25 protein-coding genes are annotated in these 18294 nt (G+C 65.7%); 11 read left to right on the top strand and 14 right to left on the bottom strand.

What is annotated here, in order from left to right; all coding sequences use genetic code 11:
- The first annotated feature begins 60 nt into the window (after nt 1–60).
- The 6 genes from EBN1_RS17145 (at nt 61) to serB (ending at nt 4538) form a co-directional block, all read left to right on the top strand.
- On the top strand, nt 61–276 hold the full coding sequence (locus tag EBN1_RS17145) for a dodecin (RefSeq protein ID WP_011239236.1): 216 nt from the start codon (nt 61–63) through the stop codon (nt 274–276).
- A gap of 242 nt (nt 277–518) precedes the next feature.
- The gene (locus EBN1_RS17140) at nt 519–1004 is read left to right on the top strand and encodes a rubrerythrin family protein (RefSeq protein ID WP_011239234.1); all 486 of its coding nucleotides are present in this window, start codon (nt 519–521) and stop codon (nt 1002–1004) included.
- 47 nt (nt 1005–1051) lie between these two features.
- Nucleotides 1052–1216 (top strand): rubredoxin, encoded by a 165-nt coding sequence (locus EBN1_RS17135; RefSeq protein WP_041646542.1) that lies wholly within the window; start codon nt 1052–1054, stop codon nt 1214–1216.
- Nucleotides 1217–1327: 111 nt separating this feature from the next.
- Nucleotides 1328–2488 (top strand): NAD(P)/FAD-dependent oxidoreductase, encoded by a 1161-nt coding sequence (locus EBN1_RS17130; RefSeq protein ID WP_011239233.1) that lies wholly within the window; start codon nt 1328–1330, stop codon nt 2486–2488.
- A gap of 143 nt (nt 2489–2631) precedes the next feature.
- A complete protein-coding gene (locus EBN1_RS17125; protein ID WP_011239232.1) occupies nt 2632–3711 on the top strand; it encodes a 3-deoxy-7-phosphoheptulonate synthase in 1080 nt (359 codons plus the stop codon).
- Nucleotides 3708–4538 carry a phosphoserine phosphatase SerB gene (gene serB / locus EBN1_RS17120; protein WP_011239231.1) on the top strand — a complete coding sequence of 277 codons (831 nt, stop codon included), beginning with the start codon at nt 3708–3710 and terminating at the stop codon, nt 4536–4538. The genes EBN1_RS17125 and serB overlap by 4 nt, the downstream gene beginning before the upstream one ends.
- Nucleotides 4539–4638: 100 nt before the next feature.
- Here the strand turns inward: serB and EBN1_RS17115 are convergent, their stop codons facing one another.
- The 10 genes from EBN1_RS17115 to yaaA form a co-directional block, all read right to left on the bottom strand.
- Nucleotides 4639–4974 (bottom strand): type II toxin-antitoxin system HicB family antitoxin, encoded by a 336-nt coding sequence (locus EBN1_RS17115; protein WP_011239230.1) that lies wholly within the window; start codon nt 4972–4974, stop codon nt 4639–4641.
- Nucleotides 4971–5195, bottom strand: a complete 225-nt coding sequence (locus EBN1_RS22990; RefSeq protein ID WP_083782990.1) for a type II toxin-antitoxin system HicA family toxin — start codon at nt 5193–5195, stop codon at nt 4971–4973. The genes EBN1_RS17115 and EBN1_RS22990 overlap by 4 nt, the downstream gene beginning before the upstream one ends.
- Nucleotides 5192–5566, bottom strand: a complete 375-nt coding sequence (locus tag EBN1_RS17110; RefSeq protein ID WP_157866644.1) for a hypothetical protein — start codon at nt 5564–5566, stop codon at nt 5192–5194. The genes EBN1_RS22990 and EBN1_RS17110 overlap by 4 nt, the downstream gene beginning before the upstream one ends.
- 47 nt (nt 5567–5613) lie before the next feature.
- Nucleotides 5614–6471, bottom strand: a complete 858-nt coding sequence (locus EBN1_RS17105) for a hypothetical protein (RefSeq protein WP_193759529.1) — start codon at nt 6469–6471, stop codon at nt 5614–5616.
- Nucleotides 6472–6550: 79 nt separating this feature from the next.
- A complete protein-coding gene (locus tag EBN1_RS17100) occupies nt 6551–6991 on the bottom strand; it encodes a hypothetical protein (RefSeq protein ID WP_011239227.1) in 441 nt (146 codons plus the stop codon).
- Nucleotides 6992–7100: 109 nt separating this feature from the next.
- A complete protein-coding gene (locus EBN1_RS17095; RefSeq protein WP_011239226.1) occupies nt 7101–7565 on the bottom strand; it encodes a hypothetical protein in 465 nt (154 codons plus the stop codon).
- 149 nt (nt 7566–7714) lie between these two features.
- Nucleotides 7715–8062 carry a DUF5615 family PIN-like protein gene (locus tag EBN1_RS17090; RefSeq protein WP_011239224.1) on the bottom strand — a complete coding sequence of 116 codons (348 nt, stop codon included), beginning with the start codon at nt 8060–8062 and terminating at the stop codon, nt 7715–7717.
- Nucleotides 8059–8271 (bottom strand): DUF433 domain-containing protein, encoded by a 213-nt coding sequence (locus EBN1_RS17085; protein WP_256469909.1) that lies wholly within the window; start codon nt 8269–8271, stop codon nt 8059–8061. The genes EBN1_RS17090 and EBN1_RS17085 overlap by 4 nt, the downstream gene beginning before the upstream one ends.
- 125 nt (nt 8272–8396) lie before the next feature.
- Nucleotides 8397–9521 carry a M14 family metallopeptidase gene (locus tag EBN1_RS17080; protein WP_011239222.1) on the bottom strand — a complete coding sequence of 375 codons (1125 nt, stop codon included), beginning with the start codon at nt 9519–9521 and terminating at the stop codon, nt 8397–8399.
- 29 nt (nt 9522–9550) lie between these two features.
- Nucleotides 9551–10336, bottom strand: coding sequence for a peroxide stress protein YaaA (gene yaaA / locus EBN1_RS17075; RefSeq protein ID WP_011239221.1), 786 nt, complete (start codon nt 10334–10336; stop codon nt 9551–9553).
- Between the two features lie 142 nt (nt 10337–10478).
- Here yaaA and EBN1_RS17070 point away from each other — a divergent pair, with 142 nt between their 5' ends.
- Genes EBN1_RS17070 through bioD form a run of 5 tightly spaced genes read left to right on the top strand, consistent with a single transcriptional unit; the run spans nt 10479 to nt 15254 of the window.
- Complete coding sequence (locus EBN1_RS17070) at nt 10479–11810, top strand: adenosylmethionine--8-amino-7-oxononanoate transaminase (protein WP_011239220.1); 1332 nt, start codon at nt 10479–10481, stop codon at nt 11808–11810.
- Nucleotides 11811–11815: 5 nt separating this feature from the next.
- A complete protein-coding gene (bioF, locus tag EBN1_RS17065; RefSeq protein WP_011239219.1) occupies nt 11816–12976 on the top strand; it encodes an 8-amino-7-oxononanoate synthase in 1161 nt (386 codons plus the stop codon).
- Nucleotides 12973–13725 (top strand): alpha/beta fold hydrolase, encoded by a 753-nt coding sequence (locus EBN1_RS17060; protein WP_011239218.1) that lies wholly within the window; start codon nt 12973–12975, stop codon nt 13723–13725. The genes bioF and EBN1_RS17060 overlap by 4 nt, the downstream gene beginning before the upstream one ends.
- Nucleotides 13718–14584, top strand: coding sequence for a methyltransferase domain-containing protein (locus EBN1_RS17055; RefSeq protein WP_011239217.1), 867 nt, complete (start codon nt 13718–13720; stop codon nt 14582–14584). Before EBN1_RS17060 ends, EBN1_RS17055 begins: the two co-directional genes overlap by 8 nt.
- Nucleotides 14577–15254 carry a dethiobiotin synthase gene (gene bioD / locus EBN1_RS17050; protein WP_011239216.1) on the top strand — a complete coding sequence of 226 codons (678 nt, stop codon included), beginning with the start codon at nt 14577–14579 and terminating at the stop codon, nt 15252–15254. The genes EBN1_RS17055 and bioD overlap by 8 nt, the downstream gene beginning before the upstream one ends.
- A gap of 16 nt (nt 15255–15270) precedes the next feature.
- Here the strand turns inward: bioD and EBN1_RS17045 are convergent, their stop codons facing one another.
- From EBN1_RS17045 to lpxB, 4 genes are read right to left on the bottom strand one after another with little or no spacing between them, the layout of a single operon-like run.
- The gene (locus EBN1_RS17045; RefSeq protein ID WP_011239215.1) at nt 15271–16056 is read right to left on the bottom strand and encodes a TrmH family RNA methyltransferase; all 786 of its coding nucleotides are present in this window, start codon (nt 16054–16056) and stop codon (nt 15271–15273) included.
- Nucleotides 16057–16077: 21 nt separating this feature from the next.
- Nucleotides 16078–16533, bottom strand: coding sequence for a CopD family protein (locus EBN1_RS17040; protein ID WP_011239214.1), 456 nt, complete (start codon nt 16531–16533; stop codon nt 16078–16080).
- Nucleotides 16530–17144: a ribonuclease HII gene (gene rnhB / locus EBN1_RS17035; protein WP_011239213.1), complete on the bottom strand. Its 615-nt coding sequence runs from the start codon at nt 17142–17144 to the stop codon at nt 16530–16532. Before rnhB ends, EBN1_RS17040 begins: the two co-directional genes overlap by 4 nt.
- Nucleotides 17117–18292: a lipid-A-disaccharide synthase gene (gene lpxB / locus EBN1_RS17030; RefSeq protein ID WP_011239212.1), complete on the bottom strand. Its 1176-nt coding sequence runs from the start codon at nt 18290–18292 to the stop codon at nt 17117–17119. Before lpxB ends, rnhB begins: the two co-directional genes overlap by 28 nt.
- Between the last annotated feature and the right edge of the window lie 2 nt (nt 18293–18294).

The raw sequence follows: 18294 nt of genomic DNA, 5'->3' as shown, positions 1-18294 counted from the left end.
AACTCCGCGACATGCTCCTATACTGGAAAGCCTGCCCATTCATTCCAGGAGGAGAAGACGATGCCAGATCAGAACCACGTCTACAAACTCGTTGAACTCGTCGGCACATCGCCCGTCGGCGTGGATGATGCGATCCGCAACGCGATCGAGCAGGCGAGCCAGTCGTTGCGGCACCTCGACTGGTTCGAAACCACCGAGATCCGGGGGCACATCGCCGACGGCAAGATCGCACACTACCAGGTCAAGCTGAAAGTCGGGTTCCGCTTCGAATCCTGAACCGCAAACGGCCGCGCCAGGTGCGGCTTGGCGATCCCGGTTCATTCCGGAAACATCACGGCCGCACAGGATGCGGCCGTGATGTTTTCGGAGAACGGCGCACCTGAGGCGAATTACATCGGCTCGAGCCAGGCCTATCAATAGAACAAACCTATCGATTACATTCTCACATTCAATTTCTCCAATCGTCACGCACTGCGTAAGATGATTTCAACGCAACCAGCGAAGAAAGGAGAAAGAAGATGACAAATCCCTTCCACAACCCGCAATCGGTCACCATCCAGAACCTCGAGGCCGCCTTCGCCGGCGAGTCGATGGCGCACATCAAGTACCGCTACTTCGCGAAGCTGTGCCGCGAAATGGGCGACGAGGAAACCGCAAAGGTTTTCGAGGCGACCGCCGACCAGGAAGTGATGCACGCGTTCGGCCACCTCGACCTGCTCTACCCGAAAGCGAAGATGACCCCGGCGCGCGCGCTGCAGTTCGCGATCGAAGGCGAGACCTACGAATACACCGAAATGTACCCGGGCTTCCGCCACGCGGCCGTCGAGGAAGGCCATGCCGACGCGGTCAAGGAGATCGACGAGCAGATCGTCGAGTCGAAGGAACACGCCGAACAGTTCAAGGCGGTGCTCGAACGCGCTGCGAAGCGCTTCGCGGCGCTCGCCAAGGTCGAAGAGCGTCACGCCAACCACTATCAGGAAGCGCTTGACCGGATCTCCGCCTGAACCGGGCTGCGCCGAATCGACGAATCAAGCTTGAAAGGAAGAACATCATGAAGACTTGGCAATGTGTTGTATGCGGTTTCATCTATGACGAAGCGGCCGGAATGCCGGACGACGGCATCGCTCCCGGCACGCGCTGGGAAGACATTCCGGACGACTGGTCCTGCCCCGACTGCGGCGTCGCGAAAGCCGACTTCGAGATGGTCACGGTCTGACGCGGCATCGCCTGCTCCCTGCCCCCCGGGAGCAGGCTGCCCGCTGCCTGATCGTGCCTCACCCGCGCCCCGGCGCCTGGCCGACAAGACGAACAACATAGAGGCAAACACATGACTCCACCCATCGTCATCATCGGCAGCGGTCTCGCCGGCTACACGCTGGCACGTGAATTCCGCAAGCTCGACCGCGACACGCCACTCGTCATCCTGAGCCGCGACGCGGCCGGCTTCTATTCGAAGCCGATGCTGTCGAACGCGTTTTCAGCCAACCGCAGCGCAGCGAGCCTGGTGATGAAACCGGCGGAAAAAATGGCCGCCGAACTCGCCGCGACGATCCGCTCCCACGTCGAGGTCGCCGCGCTCCACCCTGCCCGACGCATCGTCGAACTCGCCGGTGGCGAAGAAATCCCCTATCGCAACCTCGTGCTCGCACCCGGCGCCGACCCGATCCGCCTGCCGCTCGGCGGGGATGCCGCGGCGGACGTCCTGTCGGTCAATGACCTCGACGACTTCGCCCGCTTCGCCGCACGGCTCGACGGCGCGAAGCGCGTCGCAGTGCTCGGCGGCGGGCTGATCGGCTGCGAATTCGCCAACGACCTGCTCGCCCGCGGCATCACCCCGACGGTCATCGACATCGCTCGCTGGCCGCTCGGCAGGCTGTTGCCGGAAGACGCCGGACAGTGGTTCCGGCAGCGGCTCGAAGCGGCTGGCGTGAGCTTTCGCCTCGGCGTCTCCGCAGCGTCGGTGTCGCGCCACGCCGGCGGCTACCGGCTCGCGCTCAGCGACGGCTCGACGCTCGACGCCGACGTCGTGCTGTCGGCAGTCGGCCTGCGACCGCGCACTGCGCTCGCCGCCGCCGCGGGCCTCGCCGTCAATCGCGGCGTGCTGACGGACCGTCGGCTGGCGAGTTCCGATCCGCATATCCACGCGCTCGGCGACTGCGTTGAAGTCGAAGGCCTGACGCTGCCGTACGTGATGCCGATCATGCACCAGGCGCGCGCGCTCGCAGCGACGCTCGCCGGCACGCCGACTGCGGTCAACTATCCCGCGATGCCGGTCGTCGTGAAGACCCCGGCATGCCCCGCGGTCGTCTGCCCCCCGGCGATTAACGCGCAGGGCAGCTGGCAGGTCGTCGCCAGCGACGAGGCCGGCGGCGGCATCGAAGCGCAGTATCTCGACGCAAACGAAAAACTCCTCGGCTTCGTCCTGCTCGGCAGCGCAACAGCGCGCAAGCAGATGCTCGCCGGCCGCGCGCCCGCAACACTCGACTGACCCTCGAAAGGGCTGCGGCGGCGGCGTTTCCGCCTCGCCGCGGCCTCCTGCCCACCCTCTTGGAGGACGCTGGAAGCGCTCACCCGCCCGCGGCGCGCAGCGTTACAATGCGCCCTCCCTGCTGCACTGCGGAGAAGCGCGTAATGCCCCTGGCCAAAACCGAAAACCTCAATATCGTCGCCGTCGACCCGATGCCCTCGCCCGAGGAGATCAAGGCCCGCGTGCCGCTTACCGAGCGCGCCGCTGCGTCCGTCGTCGCCGGCCGCCGCGCGCTCCACGACATTCTCGACCGCAAGGACAGGCGCCTCTTCATCGTCGTCGGCCCGTGCTCGATCCACGATCCGATCGCCGGCCTCGATTATGCGAAGCGCCTGAAGGCGCTGGCCGACGACGTGGCCGAGACGATGGTGCTGGTGATGCGCGTGTATTTCGAGAAGCCGCGCACCTCCACCGGCTGGAAAGGCTTCATCAACGATCCGCACATGGACGATTCGTTCCACATCGAGGAAGGCATGGAGAAAGCCCGGCGCTTCCTGCTCGACGTGAACGAACTCGGCCTGCCGGCGGCGACCGAAGCCCTCGACCCGATCGCCCCGCAGTACTACGGCGACCTGATCGCGTGGACGGCGATCGGCGCGCGCACGTCGGAGTCGCAGACGCATCGTGAGATGTCGTCGGGCCTGTCGACGCCGGTCGGCTTCAAGAACGCCACTGACGGCGACCTCGACGTCGCGATCAACGCGATCGTTTCCGCGTCGCATCCGCACAGCTTCCTCGGCATCAACGGCAAGGGCCAGTCCGCGATCCTGCGCACGCGCGGCAACCGCTACGGCCACGTCGTGCTGCGCGGCGGCGGCGGACGGCCGAACTACGACACGGTGTCGATCTCGCTCGCCGAACAGGCGCTGGCGAAGGCGAAGCTGCCGCTGAACATCGTCGTCGACTGCTCGCACGCGAACTCGTGGAAAAAACCCGAGCTGCAGCCGCTGGTCATGAAGGACGTGGTGCACCAGATCCGCGAGGGCAACCGCTCGGTGGTCGGGCTGATGATGGAGAGCTTCCTCGAAGCCGGCAACCAGCCGATTCCGGCCGATCTGTCGCAACTGAAGTACGGCTGCTCGGTCACCGACGCCTGCATCGACTGGGCCAGCACCGAGGACACCATCCGCAAGGCCGACAGCGTGCTGCGCGAAGCGCTGCAGCGCCGGAGCGAGCGCGCATGAATCTTGTCGTGCAGGGCGAGGATGTCGATTCGGTCGCCCTGAAGAATCTCGCCAAACTCACCGGCGCGAGCGCCATCGAGCAGATCACTGCGCAGGCTTTCCGGCTCGTGGCCGGGCACGACCGCGAAGGCGTCGACACTCTGTGCGCCGAAGCCGGGCTCGACTGGGCGTGGGTGCCCGCCGGACGCAAGCTCGCCGACTTCGGCCTGTTCGTCACCGACATGGACTCGACGCTGATCAACATCGAGTGCATCGACGAAATCGCCGACATGCAGGGCCTGAAGCCCCAAGTCGCAGCGATCACCGAAGCGGCGATGCGCGGGGAAATCGACTTCCGTGAATCCCTGACGCGCCGCGTGAGCCTCCTCGCCGGCCTGCCCGAAGCGGCGCTCGCCGAGGTCTACGAGCAGCGGCTGCAGGTGAACCCGGGCGCCGAACGCCTGATGCGCGGACTGAAGGGGGCGGGTCTCCACACCGTGCTGGTGTCAGGCGGTTTCACGTATTTCACCGAGCGCCTCAAGGCGCGGCTCGGCTTCGACGAAGCTCACGCGAATGAACTCGAAACGCACCACGGGCGCCTCACCGGCCGGGTGCGGGGCGCGATCGTCGACGGCGCCGCGAAAGCCGCCCATCTGCGTCACGCGCGCGAGCGCCTGGGCCTGAAGTCCGACCAGGTGATCGCCGCCGGCGACGGCGCCAACGACATCCCGATGCTGACCGAAGCCGGCTTCGCCGTCGCCTACCGGGCGAAGCCCGTGCTGCGCACCGTAGCCGACTGCCGCCTCGACCACGTCGGGCTGGACGGGCTGCTGAACCTCTTCACGTAGGGCGCGCAGGCTTCACCGGCGCCGGAGCCGAAGGCAGAGGGCAACCACCCGGTACGGGTTAGCGCCCGCGCGCAACGCACGGTTAGACGGCGGCGGCATTTCAATACGCACGGGATGCGCGCTGAATAACCTCCGTTGCCCACTGATTCAGGCTCTTGCCCGAAGCTTGAGCAGCGACGAGTGCCGCACCATGGACTTCTGGCGGAACGCGCAGCATGAGCTTGCCGGAGGCAGGCTTTTCTGGCTTGACCCCTTGTTCCTTGCAATCGGAAAGAAAGTCCTCGATGGCGCCAGCGAATGCCTCATGCAGTTCAGCCACAGTTTCACCATGGAAGCTGATCATGACGCGCAGGCCAAGTACGCGACCGACAAAAATGTTGTCGCGTTCGTCGAACTCGATGCGGGCTGTATAGCCTTTGTGGGTCATGGTGTTCATGGTTTTACTCCTACTCGTTCCAGCAATTCTCGGGCCTCTTCGACTTGGTAACGCTTGGCCTCTTTGCCAGGGTGAGGGCGATGGCAACGCCACTGCTCACCATTGAGAAGGATCTTGACGCGAGAGCCTTTTCGTTCATGGACTTCACCACCAAGACCGATAATCAGTGCCTCGATGTCGCGCAGATCCGGTGGAATGATAGGTTGGACAAAATGACTCAAATATCATACCCAAGCTCCCTTGCTAGCTGACTGTAGTCATCGTCTTTGTATCCAAGTGCTACATTGCGTTCCGTTGTAAAAGCTTTTCTCGGTGTGCCCGTTGTTCCAAATTTTTGAGAAATAAGGGTTGCGTCTTTCAGGTCTGAAACGCAAATGATGAACCCACCTTTGTACTTTGTTGTAACCCACTCACCTGCAAGCGAGAGTGACGCCCACTCATGGAAAAGTTTATATGGCGTTGGCAATTTCTTGTCACTCTTGTCGGTGCTCAGCCCCTTTGGTTCAGCAGAGGTGATGGTGGCAGTGAAACTGAATGACTCAGGATGCCTCGAAAGAAAGGACTCAAACGAATTGAAAACTATTTTGGCCATATGTAACTTGCAGGGGAGTTGAATTTTGAGCCGCCCAACGTTTGAATTCACCGGCCTTGCGCGGCTTTATGCGCAAGGCCCGATGGAATGATGGGTTGGGCATCGGCTCCGATGCTGCGAAAGTGCACCAAGGACTCTTTGAAATTCTCGATGCTTTGCGTCCAGTCAAAGTGCTCACAGATTGCCTTTGGCGAAAAGGCACGGGATTCTAGCGCGTCTAGAATTTTCGGATAGCGCCGCCGAAAAAGATGCCAAGTAGTGAGGTACTTGGTTCTTATGCGCGAACTATTTTGCCGCTGCGTATTGCTAAAAATATCGTTCAGAAACCGGATATCCCAAAGAATCTCACAATACTCACCTGTCTCGGCGAGATAAAAAGAGTCTATTGGAAGGTCTCCCTCGGTGTCCCTCTGTAATCGTTCGAGAGATTGATTGAGAAATACAAAGCTGAGATCAGGATCGAATCGTACCGTTGGGAAAATATTGTTGTGACTGTTTGATGCATCATCAATAAACAGACCGATGGCGGGAATGTCCTTCTCTTTGACGTAAGCCTTGATTAGAGCCGCGCCGTAGAAGCACTCGATGTTCTTCAGAAGGTAATGATCGAAGTCGCCCAGTACCAACACTGCCCTGAAGTAGATATCTTGGCCAACCAGTCGGTGCTGAAGATCTTGCGCAAACTCACATGCATACATCACGAAATAGTCGCGATCGGCTTCGGTTACAGGGTCTGCCGAGTTGTAAACAAGGATCGTGTCTGAGAACACAATCGTTCTGAATGCGTGATGAGCGTGAACGTTGAGTGAGTCGATGATGCCGTAAAGCATCTCGATCTTGCGAGGTTTCTGGGAAACAAGGTCTTTGAAACCGAGGATGTCGATGTACAGAAGGTACTTCTTCATGGCCAATCAAGATACCCAACGTGAAGCTTCAGCCGACGGCAAACTGCGCAGCAGTGTGACGGTCGGCTCCAAGCGCTTGTTAGCGATTGAGCCCAAATTTGTCAGCAAAAGCCGTGAATTTCTCGCCATATTCCGTGTCCTGCTTGATGGCAGCCCATGCGTCTTGGAACGCCTTCTTGGAAAAGGCGGTCTTCATGCCGCCTTCCCATATAGACCAAAGGTCATCATCGATGAACCCTTTTTCGTGTAGCAGGTGCTCTTCAAAGCATAGATCCATGTACGCGCGCATATATCGCATGGTCCGTTCGTACTCTTCCGCGGATAGCTCGGTGAGGACAAAATCGCTTCTGTTTATCCTCTCTGGGAAGTGAAGAATAATCTCTTGATACCGCTTCGTATATTCAATGAAGTTTTGTAGCTTTATTTGCTTCCGGGTGGATCGCGACTGATAGGCCAGGCTGCCAATAGCCACCACCGCAGCGAATGTGGCAATGAGGTTTCCTATGGCTGTGGAATCCAAGCTCCCCCACCAGCACGATATAGATGCAAACAACGCCTGTCTCCTTTCGCGCTAACGTGAAGTTGAGGGGCCTGCGCGGCTTTTCGCGCAGGTCCCCTCGAACGTTGTGTTAGCCCTTTGCACGATTACGCGCCCTCACGATGTTGGCCAACACCTTCTGATTGATCTGCACGCGCCTCGTATGCTGGGCACCCGACAGTTTTCGTTTTCGCCAAGTGTCTATGTAGAACTTTCTCTCCCAATCGTTGATCCACCCTTTTTCATGGGCATGATGAATTGTCTCGACGTTGATGGCGCGCTCAACGTCGCTTTCGATTCGCTTAACGGCCTGGAAGATGAGGTCGGAAGGAAGGTTGGTGAATTTCTTGACGCAGCAGTTTCCGACAATTCCGGTGTTGCGGTTCCTTGCATTTCTGAGGAGACAGATTTCGATTATGGGAAAATGCCCGCAAAGGCAGGTGTCGGGTTCGTCGTCACGCCAGACATCCTCAAGGCCCCATTCGAGTTTCGCCTCATCCCATGTGTCGCCAACGCTTAGAGCAATGAGTCGTTCGGTGAGCTGATATTCGGACATGATGAAAAGGGCTAACTATAAGTGGACCGCCTAAATGACGGGGCGCAACCCGTCAGCGTGAATATATGCACTTTACATCAAGCTCACTTCACCCAACAATACAGTTCCTTACAAATTTTTAGGGCGTCCTATTTATGAACGCAAGCCCCTCAGTGCCGGCGCAGCGAGCGTAGGGCGGAAAAGCCACGGCGTCTCCGCAGCTCGGAGGTCATCTGTCGCAGGGCGACGATAATCTGCTCGCCTATTGCGTCCGGGCTGACATCCTCCGCGCGGATTTGCACGACACTCGGCTTCTCGCCGTGCGTAGCGGCGAGGATCGCGCCGAAATCCAGATCGTGGGTGAGCACCACGTAATCGGCGGCTTTGGCGTAGGCCATGATTTCCGAGTCTGGGGCGTTCTTCGCCCCCAGCGAAGTCCAGTGCACCGCTTCGAATCCTGCATCGCCCAGCACCCCGATCCAGCGCGGCGACAGATTCATATCGACGAGCAGCTTCATGCGGAGACCAGCACCACCTCGCGCTCTTCGGCCCGCCATGCAGCGTAGCGAAGCGCCTGCATGATGTCCTCACGTTCAAGATAGGGGTAGTCGGCAAGGATCTCGTCGATGCTATGCCCTGCACCGATCTGTCCCACGACCATGCCGACCGTGACACGCATGCCCCGGATGCACGCTTTGCCGCCCATCACCCCGGGCTCCTGGCTGATCCGATCAAGCTATCCCATGGTCCACTCCTCTCGAAACCCGATGTCAGGGTAGTTCAAAAATAGCATTTCAAGAACCGTTCATGAGAACGACAAAACCTTGATCGCGAGGGATTCGATCACCTCGGTCAGCCCTCCAGGTGCGCGAGGATCGCATTCAGCATCGCGCCGCCCAGCCGCTTGCTGCGCGCGCCGCTCCAGCCGGCCAGGCCATCGGGGAGGTTGGCGTTGTCCTTGAACGGCATCTCCAGCGTCAGCGACACGCAACCGAAGCGGTATGCAGCCCACTTGCTTGCGAGCGTCAACAGTTCGTCGCCGAACCGGCCGGACTTGTAGCCGTGCCGCGTCTGGAAATCCGGGCTCGCCGCGGCCAGGGCGGCAACGAGGCGCGCCTGCTGCTGCGCCATCTCGGCGGTGAAGCCGGGCACTTCCTCGGCGGTCGAGAAGAACACGTACGGCAGCGACTCGTCGCCGTGGATGTCGAGGAACAGGTCGCAACCGCTCGCCTCCATCGCTTCGCGCACGCAGAACACTTCGGGACTCGCAACCGGGTCGGGCGCGCGCCATTCGCGGTTCAGGTTGCGCCCGGCGGCGTTGGTACGCAGGTTGCCGTGAACGGCGCCGTCGGGATTCATGTTGGGCACGATGTGCAGCACGGCCTGTTCGCGGATCTTGCGCGCGACCGGGTCGGCGGCGTCGAGCAGGCGTTCGAGCAGGCCTTCGACGAACCATTCGGCCATCGTCTCGCCCGGATGCTGCCGCGCGATGATCCACACCGGCCTGTGCCCCGGGCTCGGGCGCCCGACGACGACGCGGTCGATGTCGCGCCCTTCGACCGTCGTGCCGAGCGTATCGACCTGCGCGAACGCGGACATCTCGGCCCAGCCGAGCAGATCCAGGTGGCGTTCGTGCGAATACGGTTCGAAGTACGCATAGTAGATGCTGTTGCGCTCGGGCGTGTGCTCGACGATCAGCTGGCCGTTCTCGTACGCCGTACTCGCGACGCGGAACCAGTTGCGCCGGTCGTACGACGCGACGCAGCGATAGCCCGGCCAGCCTTCGGCGAATGCCGCGCTGGCGGCGTTCTCGAACGTCATGCGAAGCGGCCGGCCGGCGGCGCCGTGCAGGCGGAAATAGAACCACTGGTGCAGGTCCGCGGCATTATCGGGGCGCAGCCGCAGGCGGATGTCCTGCGGGTCGGCGATGCTGACGACCTCGATCGCGCCGGCATCGAAGTTGTGGCTGATTTTCATGCTTCCCTCACGGATCGCGGTAATGAGCGTCAGTCGGCACGGCGGCGGAATACGAGCGTTTCCGCATCCGAAACGTCCGGCGCGAAGCCGTAGCCTTCGGCGTCGAAGCCCTTGAGCCCTTCGACGTCCTCGACGCGGTTGCGGATCGCGTAGCGGCTCATCAGGCCGCGCGCGCGCTTGGCGTAGAAAGTGATGATCCTGTAGCGCCCGCCTTTCCAGTCCTCGAACACCGGCGTGATCACCTGCGCGGTGAGCTTCGCCCGCGCGGCGGCCTTGAAGTACTCCTGCGACGCGAGGTTCACCAGCACCGCGCTGCCGCCGGCGTCGCGCTCGGCGGCGAGCAGCCGGTTCAGCGCTTCGGCGAGCGTGTCGCCCCAGTACGCGTAGAGGTTCGCCCCGCGCGGATTCCCGAGCCGGGTGCCCATTTCCAGGCGGTACGGCTGCATCAGGTCGAGCGGGCGCAACATGCCGTACAGCCCGGACAGGATGCGCAGGTGCTGCTGCGCCCAGGCGAAGTCGTCTTCCGACAGGCTCGGCGCGTCGAGCCCGCCGTAGACGTCGCCGTTGAATGCGAGCAGCGCCTGTTTCGCGTTGTCGGGGGTGAACGGCCGATGCCAGCGCTCGTAGCGTGCGACGTTCAGCGCGGCGAGCGGGTCCGACAGGTGCATCAGCTCCGCGACCTCCGCAGGGGTCTTCTGCCGCAGGATGCCGATCAGTTCCTCGGCTTCGCGCAGATAATCCGGCTGGGTGGCCGCAGCGGTGACCGGCGGGGTTTCAAAATCCAGCGCCTTGGCCGGAGAGATCACGAAAATCATGGATTGTGCTTGTTGTCGTTGCCGGGCCGACGCATGGTAGCAAAACGCCATGCCTCACGGCGCGCGGGGACTGAGACGCAGCGTTTGACACGGGCAGCCCGATTGCGCGACATTCCCCGGTCCCACCCGGCCGGAAGCCCCGATGCACGCCCCGTCACTGCTCGAACGATCCCTCAGGAGCGTCTGGCACCCCTGCACGCAGATGAAGCAGCACGAAGCGCTGCCGCTGGTGCCGATCGTGCGCGGCGAAGGCCCGTGGCTCATCGATGCCGAAGGGCGGCGGCTGCTCGACGGCATCAGCTCGTGGTGGGTGAACCTCTTTGGCCACTGCAACCCGCGCATCAACGCCGCGCTGCGCGCGCAGCTCGACACGCTCGAACATGTCATGCTCGCGGGCTTCACGCACGAGCCGGTGGTCGAGCTCTCCGAACGGCTCGCGGCGCTGACCGGCCATCGCCTCGGACATGCGTTCTACGCTTCGGACGGCGCATCCGCGACCGAGATCGCGCTGAAGATGAGCGCACATTACTGGCGCAACCTCGGCCTTGCGGAAAAATCCCGCTTCGTCAGCCTCGCCGGCAGCTATCACGGCGAAACCGTCGGCGCGCTGGCGGTCACCGACGTCGCGATCTTCCGCGACGCCTACGCGCCGCTGGTGCGCGCCGGCACGACGGTGCCGACGCCCGACGCCCGCCTTGCCCTGCCCGGTGAATCGGCCGCCGACGTTGCGCGCCGCGCCGCCGCCGCGCTCGAAGCGCATCTCGCCGAGCACCACGCCCAGACCGCCGCGCTGATCGTCGAGCCGCTCGTGCAGGGCGCCTCCGGCATGGTCATGTACGACCCGGAATACCTGCGCCTCGCCCGCGCGTTGTGCGACCGCTACCGGGTGCATCTCATCGCCGACGAGATCGCGGTCGGGTGCGGGCGCACCGGCACTTTTTTCGCGTGCGAGCAGGCCGGCATCTGGCCCGATTTCCTGTGCCTGTCGAAAGGCATTTCGGGCGGTTACCTGCCGCTGTCGCTGGTGCTCGCGACCAATACCGTCTATGCGGCGTTCTACGCCGACTCCGCAACCCGCGCGTTCCTGCATTCGCACTCGTACACCGGCAACCCGCTCGCGTGCCGCGCCGCGCTGGCGACGCTGGACATCTTCGAACAGGACGGCGTGCTGGCTGCGAACCGCGTGCTCGCCCGGCAGCTCGGGGACGCCGTCCGGGCGCGTTTCGGCGCGCATCCCGCGGTGCGGCAGCTGCGCCAGCGCGGCATGATCCTCGCGTTCGACGTCGCGACCGAGCGACCCGACTTCGCGCGCAACTTCTTCCGCGCGGGGCTCGATCATGGCGTGCTGCTGCGCCCGATCGGCAACACCGTCTATTTCATGCCGCCGTACATCCTCGACGCGGCTCACGTCGCGCATCTCGTCGACGGCGCTGCCGCGGCGCTCGCCGAAGCCCTCGAACCGGCGCCGGGCTGACCGCGATGCTGCTCGACCGCCTCAAGGCCGATCTCGCCGAACTCGACACCCGCGCGCTCAGGCGCACGCGCCGCAGCCTCGCGACCCCGTGCGCGCCGCACGCCCGCGTCGACGGACGCGACATGCTGGCGTTCTGCAGCAACGACTATCTGGGACTTGCCGCCAACCCGGCCCTCACGCGCGCGCTGCAGACCGGCGCGGTGCACTGGGGCGCGGGCTGCGGCGCGTCGCACCTCGTCAGCGGCCACTACGCCGTCCACGACGAGCTCGAAGCGCGGCTTGCGGCGTTCGTCGACTGCGAACGCGCACTGTATTTCTCGACCGGCTACATGGCGAACACGGGGACGATTCCGGCGCTCGTCGGACGCGGCGACGCGATCTTCGCCGACCGCCTGAACCACGCGTCGCTCGTGGACGGCGCGCTGCTGTCGCGCGCCGAACTGCACCGCTACGCGCACGGCGACCCGGCGGCGCTGGAGCGTGCGCTGGCAGCGAGTTCGGCCAGGCGCAAGCTGATCGTCACGGACGCAGTCTTCAGCATGGATGGCGACGTCGCGCCGCTCGCGACCTTGCTGGAGTTGGCCGAGCGCTTCGACGCGTGGCTGATGGTCGACGACGCGCACGGTTTCGGCGTGCTCGGTCCGGGCGGGCGCGGCGCGGTTGCCGAAGCCGGTCTCGCCTCGTGGCGGCTGATCTACGTCGGCACGCTCGGCAAGGCTGCCGGGGTGTCCGGCGCGTTCGTCGCCGGCCATGCCGACGTCGTCGAGTGGCTGATGCAAAAAGCCCGCACCTACATCTTCACGACCGGCGCGCCGCCCGCGCTCGCCGAAACGCTGCTGGCGAGCCTCGAACTGATCGAGCGGGGCGACGAGCGCCGGGAACACCTCGTCGGACTCGTTGCGCTGCTGCGGCGCGAACTCACCCTCGCCCGCTGGCAGCTGCTGCCGTCGCGCACGCCGATCCAGCCGGTGCTGATCGGCGACAACGCCGAAGCGCTCGCCGTCGCCCGCGCGCTGTGGGACGAAGGTCTGTGGGTGCCGGCGATCCGTCCGCCGACCGTACCGCACGGCACTGCGCGCCTGCGCATCTCGCTGACCGCTGCGCATTGCGCCGACGACGTCCGCCGCCTCGCACAGGCGCTAAACCGTCTCGAAGCGCAGCGATGAACCGACCGGATCTCGTCCTGCTGCATGGCTGGGGACTCGGGCCGCAAGTGTGGAGCGCGCTGACGCCGTATCTGCCGGCCGGGCTCCGCGTCCGCACGCCGGCGCTGCCCGGTCACGGCGGCACCCCCGCGCGCGGCCCGACTCTCGAAGCCTGGAGCGACGCGCTGCTGCCCGAACTGCCGGACGACGCAGTCGTATGCGGCTGGTCGCTCGGCGGCCTCGTCGCGCTCGACCTCGCGCGGCGTCACCCGCACAAAGTCGCGCGGCTGGTGCTGATCGGCACGTCGCCGTGCTTCGTCACCCGCCCCGAAAACGCCGCCGCACCGTGGCCGTACGGGCTCGCCGCCTCGACCGTCACCGGCTTCATTGACGATTTTGCGCACGATCCGGCTGCGACGCTGCGACGCTTCGTCGCCCTGCAGGCACTCGGCGACGCGCGCCGGCGTACCGTGTCGAACGCGTTGAATGCGGCGCTCGCGAATCTCGAACAGTGTCGTCCCGCGGCCTTGGGCGCAGGCCTCGAACTGCTCGCGGACACCGACTGGCGTGCCGCGCTCGACGACGTTCGCCAGCCCGTGCAGCTGATTCACGGTGCCGGCGACGCGCTGATGCCGCTCGCCGCCGCCGAATGGCTCGCGACGCGACTGCCCGACGCCCGCCTCGCACGATTCGACGACTGCGGCCACGCGCCTTTCCTGTCGCATCCGGAAGACTGTGCCGTGCTCATCGAGGACGTCGTCCGTGGTTAACCGCACGGTGCCGAAACACGTCGTGCGGCGCGCGTTCGATCGCGCCGCGGCGACTTATGACAGCTCAGCCGCGGTGCAGCGCGAGATCTGCGACCGGCTCGCAGCATTCGTCGCACTGCGGCTGGCGTCGGCACCGCCGCTGGAGCGCATCATCGATGCCGGATGCGGCACCGGCTACGGCCTCGATCTCCTCGCGCGCCTCTGCCCGCAAGCGAGGCTGATCGCGCTCGACTTCGCACCGGCGATGCTCGCCCGGCTCGCTACTGCCGGGCCGGGCCACGCGCAGCCGGTGCCGCTTTGCGCCGACCTCGAAGCGCTGCCGCTCGCCGGCGGTTCGATCGACGCCGTCTGGTCGAGCCTCGCGCTGCAATGGTGCGAGCCGGCGCTCGCGCTTGGCGAGTTTGCGCGCGTCCTGCGCCCCGGCGGCGAAGCGTGGATCGCGACGCTCGGGCCGCGCACGCTGTGGGAACTGCGCGACGCTTTCACCGCCGTCGACGACGCCGAACACGCGATCCGCTTTCACCCGCACGAACGCTGGATCGCGGAAGCTGTCGCGGCCGGCTTCGAGCCGGTCGCCGCCGACAATTTTCCCGTCTTCGCCGTCGCCCCCGACCTGCGCCAGCTGCTGCGCGACATCAAGTCGATCGGCGCGCACAGCCTCGGCGCGCAGCGGCGGCGCGAGCCGCTCGGCCGCGCCGCCTGGAAAGTGCTCGAAACCCGCTACGAGACGCATCGCCGCGACGACGGCCTGCTACCTGCGACCTACGACCTGATCCTGCTTGCGCTGAAAAAACCCGCGCAAGCGGCGAGTGGCGGCGCGGGCAGCGCGGCGGCCCCTGAAGGAACGACAGATGACTGAACCCCGCGCCTGGTTCCTCGCCGGAACCGACACCGAGATCGGCAAGACTTTCGTCGCCTGCGCGCTGCTGCATGCGGCGCGGCGGGACGGTCGCAGCGCGCTCGGCATGAAGCCGGTCGCCGCCGGCGCCGAATGGATCGCCGGCGAATGGCTCAACGAGGACGCCGCGCAGCTGCGCGCGGCCTCCAGCTTCGACCCTGGCCTCGACCGGCTGAACCCCTACTGCCTGAAGACGCCCGTCGCGCCGCACATCGCCGCCGCCGAGGAAGGCGTCGAAATCGATCCTGCGCGCATCCGCGCAGCGTTCGAGAGCCTGCGGGCGCAGGCGGATGTCGTCATCGTCGAAGGCGTCGGCGGGTTCCGCGTGCCGCTCGGCGACCGTTACGACACGGCGGACCTGGCACGCGAGCTCGGGCTGCCGGTGATCCTCGTCGTCGGCATGCGGCTGGGCTGCATCAGCCACGCGCTGCTGACCGTCGAGGCGATCGCGGCGCGCGGCCTGACGCTCGCCGGCTGGATCGCGAACCGCATCGATCCGGCGATGCTGCGCGCGGACGAGAATCTCGAAGCGCTGCGGCGGCGCATCGACGCTCCGCTGCTCGGCGTGGTCCCCCACGTCGCCGGCGCCGACCCGGCGCAAGTCGCCGCGTCGCTGCGACTGCCGGGTTGACCGCCCCGGCGTCGCGCTATGCCACGCGGCGCTGGCGCACCTGCTCGAACAGGCACACCGCCGCGGCCGCCGCGACGTTCAGCGACTCGACCGCGCCCGGCATCGGAATGACGACCGTGTCGGTCGCAAGCGCCGCGACGGCCATGGACAGCCCCCGGCCTTCCGCGCCGAACAGCCACGCGACCGTGCCGCGCAAGTCCATTTCGTACAGCCCGCGCGCGCCGGCGCCGAGTCCCGTCGCGAGAATCTGTCCCGGGTAGCCCTGCAGCAGCACCGCGACGTCCGCATGCTCGTAGAGCCGCAGGCAGAAGTGCCCGCCCATGCCGGCCCGCAGCACGCGCGGCGACCACGCTTGCGCGCAGCCCGGCGTCAGCAGCACGTCGCGCATGCCGGCGGCCGCCGCAGTACGCAGGATCGTGCCGAGGTTGCCGGCATCCTGCACGCCGTCGAGCACCAGCAGCGATTCGGCGAATGCGCGGGTCGGCGGCGGCACCGGCAGGTCGATGACGGCGAGCAGGCCCGACGGCGTGTCGACCGGGCTGACGTGTGCGAACAGCGCATCAGTAAGGTGGATCGCCGGCACGCCCGTGCAGCGTTCGAGCAGGTCCGCAATCTCGGCGCGGCCGAGCCCCTGGTCGCTCGCGACGAGCTCGCGCAGCGGCCAGCCGGCGTCGAGCGCCGCCCGCACGAGATGCGCGCCGTCGAGCAGCGTGCGGCCTTCGCTGCGCCGGTCGCGCGCCGAATGCGCGAGCGCGTGAAGGCGCTTGACGGCCGGGTTGTCGCGGGAAGTGATCGTTTTCACGGCGAACGGCCCGCCTGACTCTTACAGGGCGAGCCCCAGCGTCGCGATCGCGATCGTGACGAAGCCGAGCGCGAGATTGAACGCCACGCGCTGGCGGATGCGGTTCAGCGCGACCGCGCCGCCCGCCCAGTTCTCGCCCGCCACCGCCGACTGCAGCGCGCGCCATGGCCCTGCCCAGATCCACACGAACACTGCGATCATCACGAAGCCGGTGACGAGCATCAGGTGCCACGCGACCGGCGCCCGCGCGAAACCGGTGTCGACCAGCCTCACGACGCCGCTCGCGGCAATCAGCGCGACGCTCGCCCACACCAGCGGGAAAAAGCGCGCGAACACCGCGGCCCACAGCGGCAGCCGCTGCGCCGGAGGCAGCGCGGTCGCCGCGGGGCGCAGGCACAGGTACGCGAACGCCATGCCGCCGACCCACACGACGACGCCGACGAGGTGCAGGAACAGCATAAGGTGAGAAAAAGTCATGTCAGCGTCCCCGCAGGCCAGAGTTCGGGATTGTCGAGCAGCTCGCGCACCGGCGCGAAGCTGCGGCGGTGGCACGCGACGACGCCGTGGCGGCGCAGCGCGATGAAATGTTCGGGCGTCGGGTAACCTTTGTGGCTCGCGAAACCGTACGCGGGATACTCGCCGTCGAGCGCGATCATCTGTGCGTCGCGCACCGTCTTTGCGAGGATCGACGCCGCGGCGATCGCCGGCACCGTCGCGTCGCCCCTGACGACCGCTTCGGCCGGCACTGCGAGCGGCGGGCAGCGGTTGCCGTCGACGCGCACGAGGTCCGGCACGCAGCCGAGCGCGGCGACCGCGCGCTGCATCGCCAGCATCGTCGCGTGCAGGATGTTCAGGCGGTCGATCTCCTCGACGCTCGCTTCGGCGACCGCCCACGCGATCGCCCGCTCGCGGATCAGCGGCGCGAGGCGTTCGCGCGCCCGCTCGGTGAGCTTCTTCGAGTCGTTCAGGCCGTCGATCGGGCGGGCCGGGTCGAGGATCACCGCGGCGGCGACGACCGAACCGGCGAGCGGTCCGCGCCCGGCCTCGTCGACGCCGCAGATCAGGCCGATTGCCGGGATGGCTTCCATTCGGGGCTCCGGTTCAGGTAGGGAAGGATCGCGGCCGCCGCACGCCCGGCGGTGTCCTGGCGCAACTCGCGGTGCAGCGCGTCGAAGCGCAGCGCGAGCTCGGCACACGCGTCGGCGTCGTTGAGCCAGCGGTCGAGCGCGTCGGCCAGCGCCTGCGGCGTCGCGTCGTCCTGCAGCAGCTCGGGTACGACGCTGTCGTTGCACAGGATGTTGGGCAAGCCGACCCACGGCAGGTAGGCCATGCGTTTCATCAGCCGGTACTGCCACTTGCCGATGCGGTAGCTGATCACCATCGGCCGCTTCAGCAGCGCCGCTTCAAGGCTCGCGGTGCCGCTCGCGACGAGCACGACATCGGCCGCCGTCATCGCCTCGACCGCATGGCCGAACAGCAGGCGGATCGGCAGCTCGTCGGCGTCGGCCGCGTGCAGCGCCTGCTCGAACAGCGCGCGCGTCTCGCGTGTCGCCAGCGGAACGACGAAGCCGATGTCCGGGTGGCGCTCGGCGAGGAGACGCGCCGTCTCGATGTAGGTCGCCGCGAGACTGCGCACTTCGGACTGGCGGCTTCCCGGCAGCAGCGCGACGATCCTGCAGTCGGTGGGGAGGCTCAGGAGTTCGCGCGCCGCGGCGCGGTCCGGCACGAGCGGGAACACGTCGGCGAGCGGATGACCGACGTAGCTCACCGGGATGCCGGCTTTCTCGTACAGCGCCGGCTCGAACGGAAACAGGCACAGCATGTGCGACACCGAGCGCGCGATGCCCTTGATACGCCCGCCACGCCACGCCCAGATCGACGGGCTGACGAAATGGATCGCCGGAATGCCGGACGAGCGGATCCTGCCTTCGAGCCACAGGTTGAAGTCGGGCGCATCGACGCCGATGAACGCGTCCGGCCGGTCCGCCTGCACGCGCCGCAGCAGCGCCTTGCGGATGCCGGACAGCTCGCGATAGCGCTTCAGCGCATCGACATAGCCGTGCACCGCGAGCCGCTCGCACGGCCACAGCGCGTCGAAGCCCTCGGCCTGCATTTTCGGCCCGCCGATGCCGTAGAACTCCGCCTCGGGGACTTGCTGGCGGATCGCGCGGATCAGGTGGCTCGCGAGCAGATCTCCGGAGGCCTCGCCCGCGACCATCGCGATGCGCGTCGCCATCG

Source organism: Aromatoleum aromaticum EbN1, from assembly GCF_000025965.1.
Classification (GTDB): domain Bacteria; phylum Pseudomonadota; class Gammaproteobacteria; order Burkholderiales; family Rhodocyclaceae; genus Aromatoleum; species Aromatoleum aromaticum.
Note: the sequence above shows the minus strand (reverse complement) of the source record. Positions and strands in the feature narration are given on the sequence as shown.

Excerpts from the sequence above, each read along its gene's own strand:
- EBN1_RS17110 (WP_157866644.1), bottom strand. The coding sequence starts at position 5,566 with ATGGCCAAAATAGTTTTCAATTCGTTTGAGTCCTTTCTTTCGAGGCAT.
- yaaA (WP_011239221.1), bottom strand. The coding sequence starts at position 10,336 with ATGATTTTCGTGATCTCTCCGGCCAAGGCGCTGGATTTTGAAACCCCG.
- EBN1_RS17125 (WP_011239232.1), top strand. The coding sequence starts at position 2,632 with ATGCCCCTGGCCAAAACCGAAAACCTCAATATCGTCGCCGTCGACCCG.
- bioD (WP_011239216.1), top strand. The coding sequence starts at position 14,577 with ATGACTGAACCCCGCGCCTGGTTCCTCGCCGGAACCGACACCGAGATC.
- EBN1_RS17090 (WP_011239224.1), bottom strand. The coding sequence starts at position 8,062 with ATGAAGCTGCTCGTCGATATGAATCTGTCGCCGCGCTGGATCGGGGTG.
- EBN1_RS17130 (WP_011239233.1), top strand. The coding sequence starts at position 1,328 with ATGACTCCACCCATCGTCATCATCGGCAGCGGTCTCGCCGGCTACACG.
- EBN1_RS17140 (WP_011239234.1), top strand. The coding sequence starts at position 519 with ATGACAAATCCCTTCCACAACCCGCAATCGGTCACCATCCAGAACCTC.
- lpxB (WP_011239212.1), bottom strand. The coding sequence starts at position 18,292 with ATGGCGACGCGCATCGCGATGGTCGCGGGCGAGGCCTCCGGAGATCTG.
- EBN1_RS17115 (WP_011239230.1), bottom strand. The coding sequence starts at position 4,974 with ATGAACACCATGACCCACAAAGGCTATACAGCCCGCATCGAGTTCGAC.
- EBN1_RS17080 (WP_011239222.1), bottom strand. The coding sequence starts at position 9,521 with ATGAAAATCAGCCACAACTTCGATGCCGGCGCGATCGAGGTCGTCAGC.
- rnhB (WP_011239213.1), bottom strand. The coding sequence starts at position 17,144 with ATGGAAGCCATCCCGGCAATCGGCCTGATCTGCGGCGTCGACGAGGCC.
- EBN1_RS17095 (WP_011239226.1), bottom strand. The coding sequence starts at position 7,565 with ATGTCCGAATATCAGCTCACCGAACGACTCATTGCTCTAAGCGTTGGC.
- serB (WP_011239231.1), top strand. The coding sequence starts at position 3,708 with ATGAATCTTGTCGTGCAGGGCGAGGATGTCGATTCGGTCGCCCTGAAG.
- bioF (WP_011239219.1), top strand. The coding sequence starts at position 11,816 with ATGCTGCTCGACCGCCTCAAGGCCGATCTCGCCGAACTCGACACCCGC.
- EBN1_RS17070 (WP_011239220.1), top strand. The coding sequence starts at position 10,479 with ATGCACGCCCCGTCACTGCTCGAACGATCCCTCAGGAGCGTCTGGCAC.
- EBN1_RS17040 (WP_011239214.1), bottom strand. The coding sequence starts at position 16,533 with ATGACTTTTTCTCACCTTATGCTGTTCCTGCACCTCGTCGGCGTCGTC.
- EBN1_RS17135 (WP_041646542.1), top strand. The coding sequence starts at position 1,052 with ATGAAGACTTGGCAATGTGTTGTATGCGGTTTCATCTATGACGAAGCG.
- EBN1_RS17105 (WP_193759529.1), bottom strand. The coding sequence starts at position 6,471 with ATGAAGAAGTACCTTCTGTACATCGACATCCTCGGTTTCAAAGACCTT.
- EBN1_RS17060 (WP_011239218.1), top strand. The coding sequence starts at position 12,973 with ATGAACCGACCGGATCTCGTCCTGCTGCATGGCTGGGGACTCGGGCCG.
- EBN1_RS17145 (WP_011239236.1), top strand. The coding sequence starts at position 61 with ATGCCAGATCAGAACCACGTCTACAAACTCGTTGAACTCGTCGGCACA.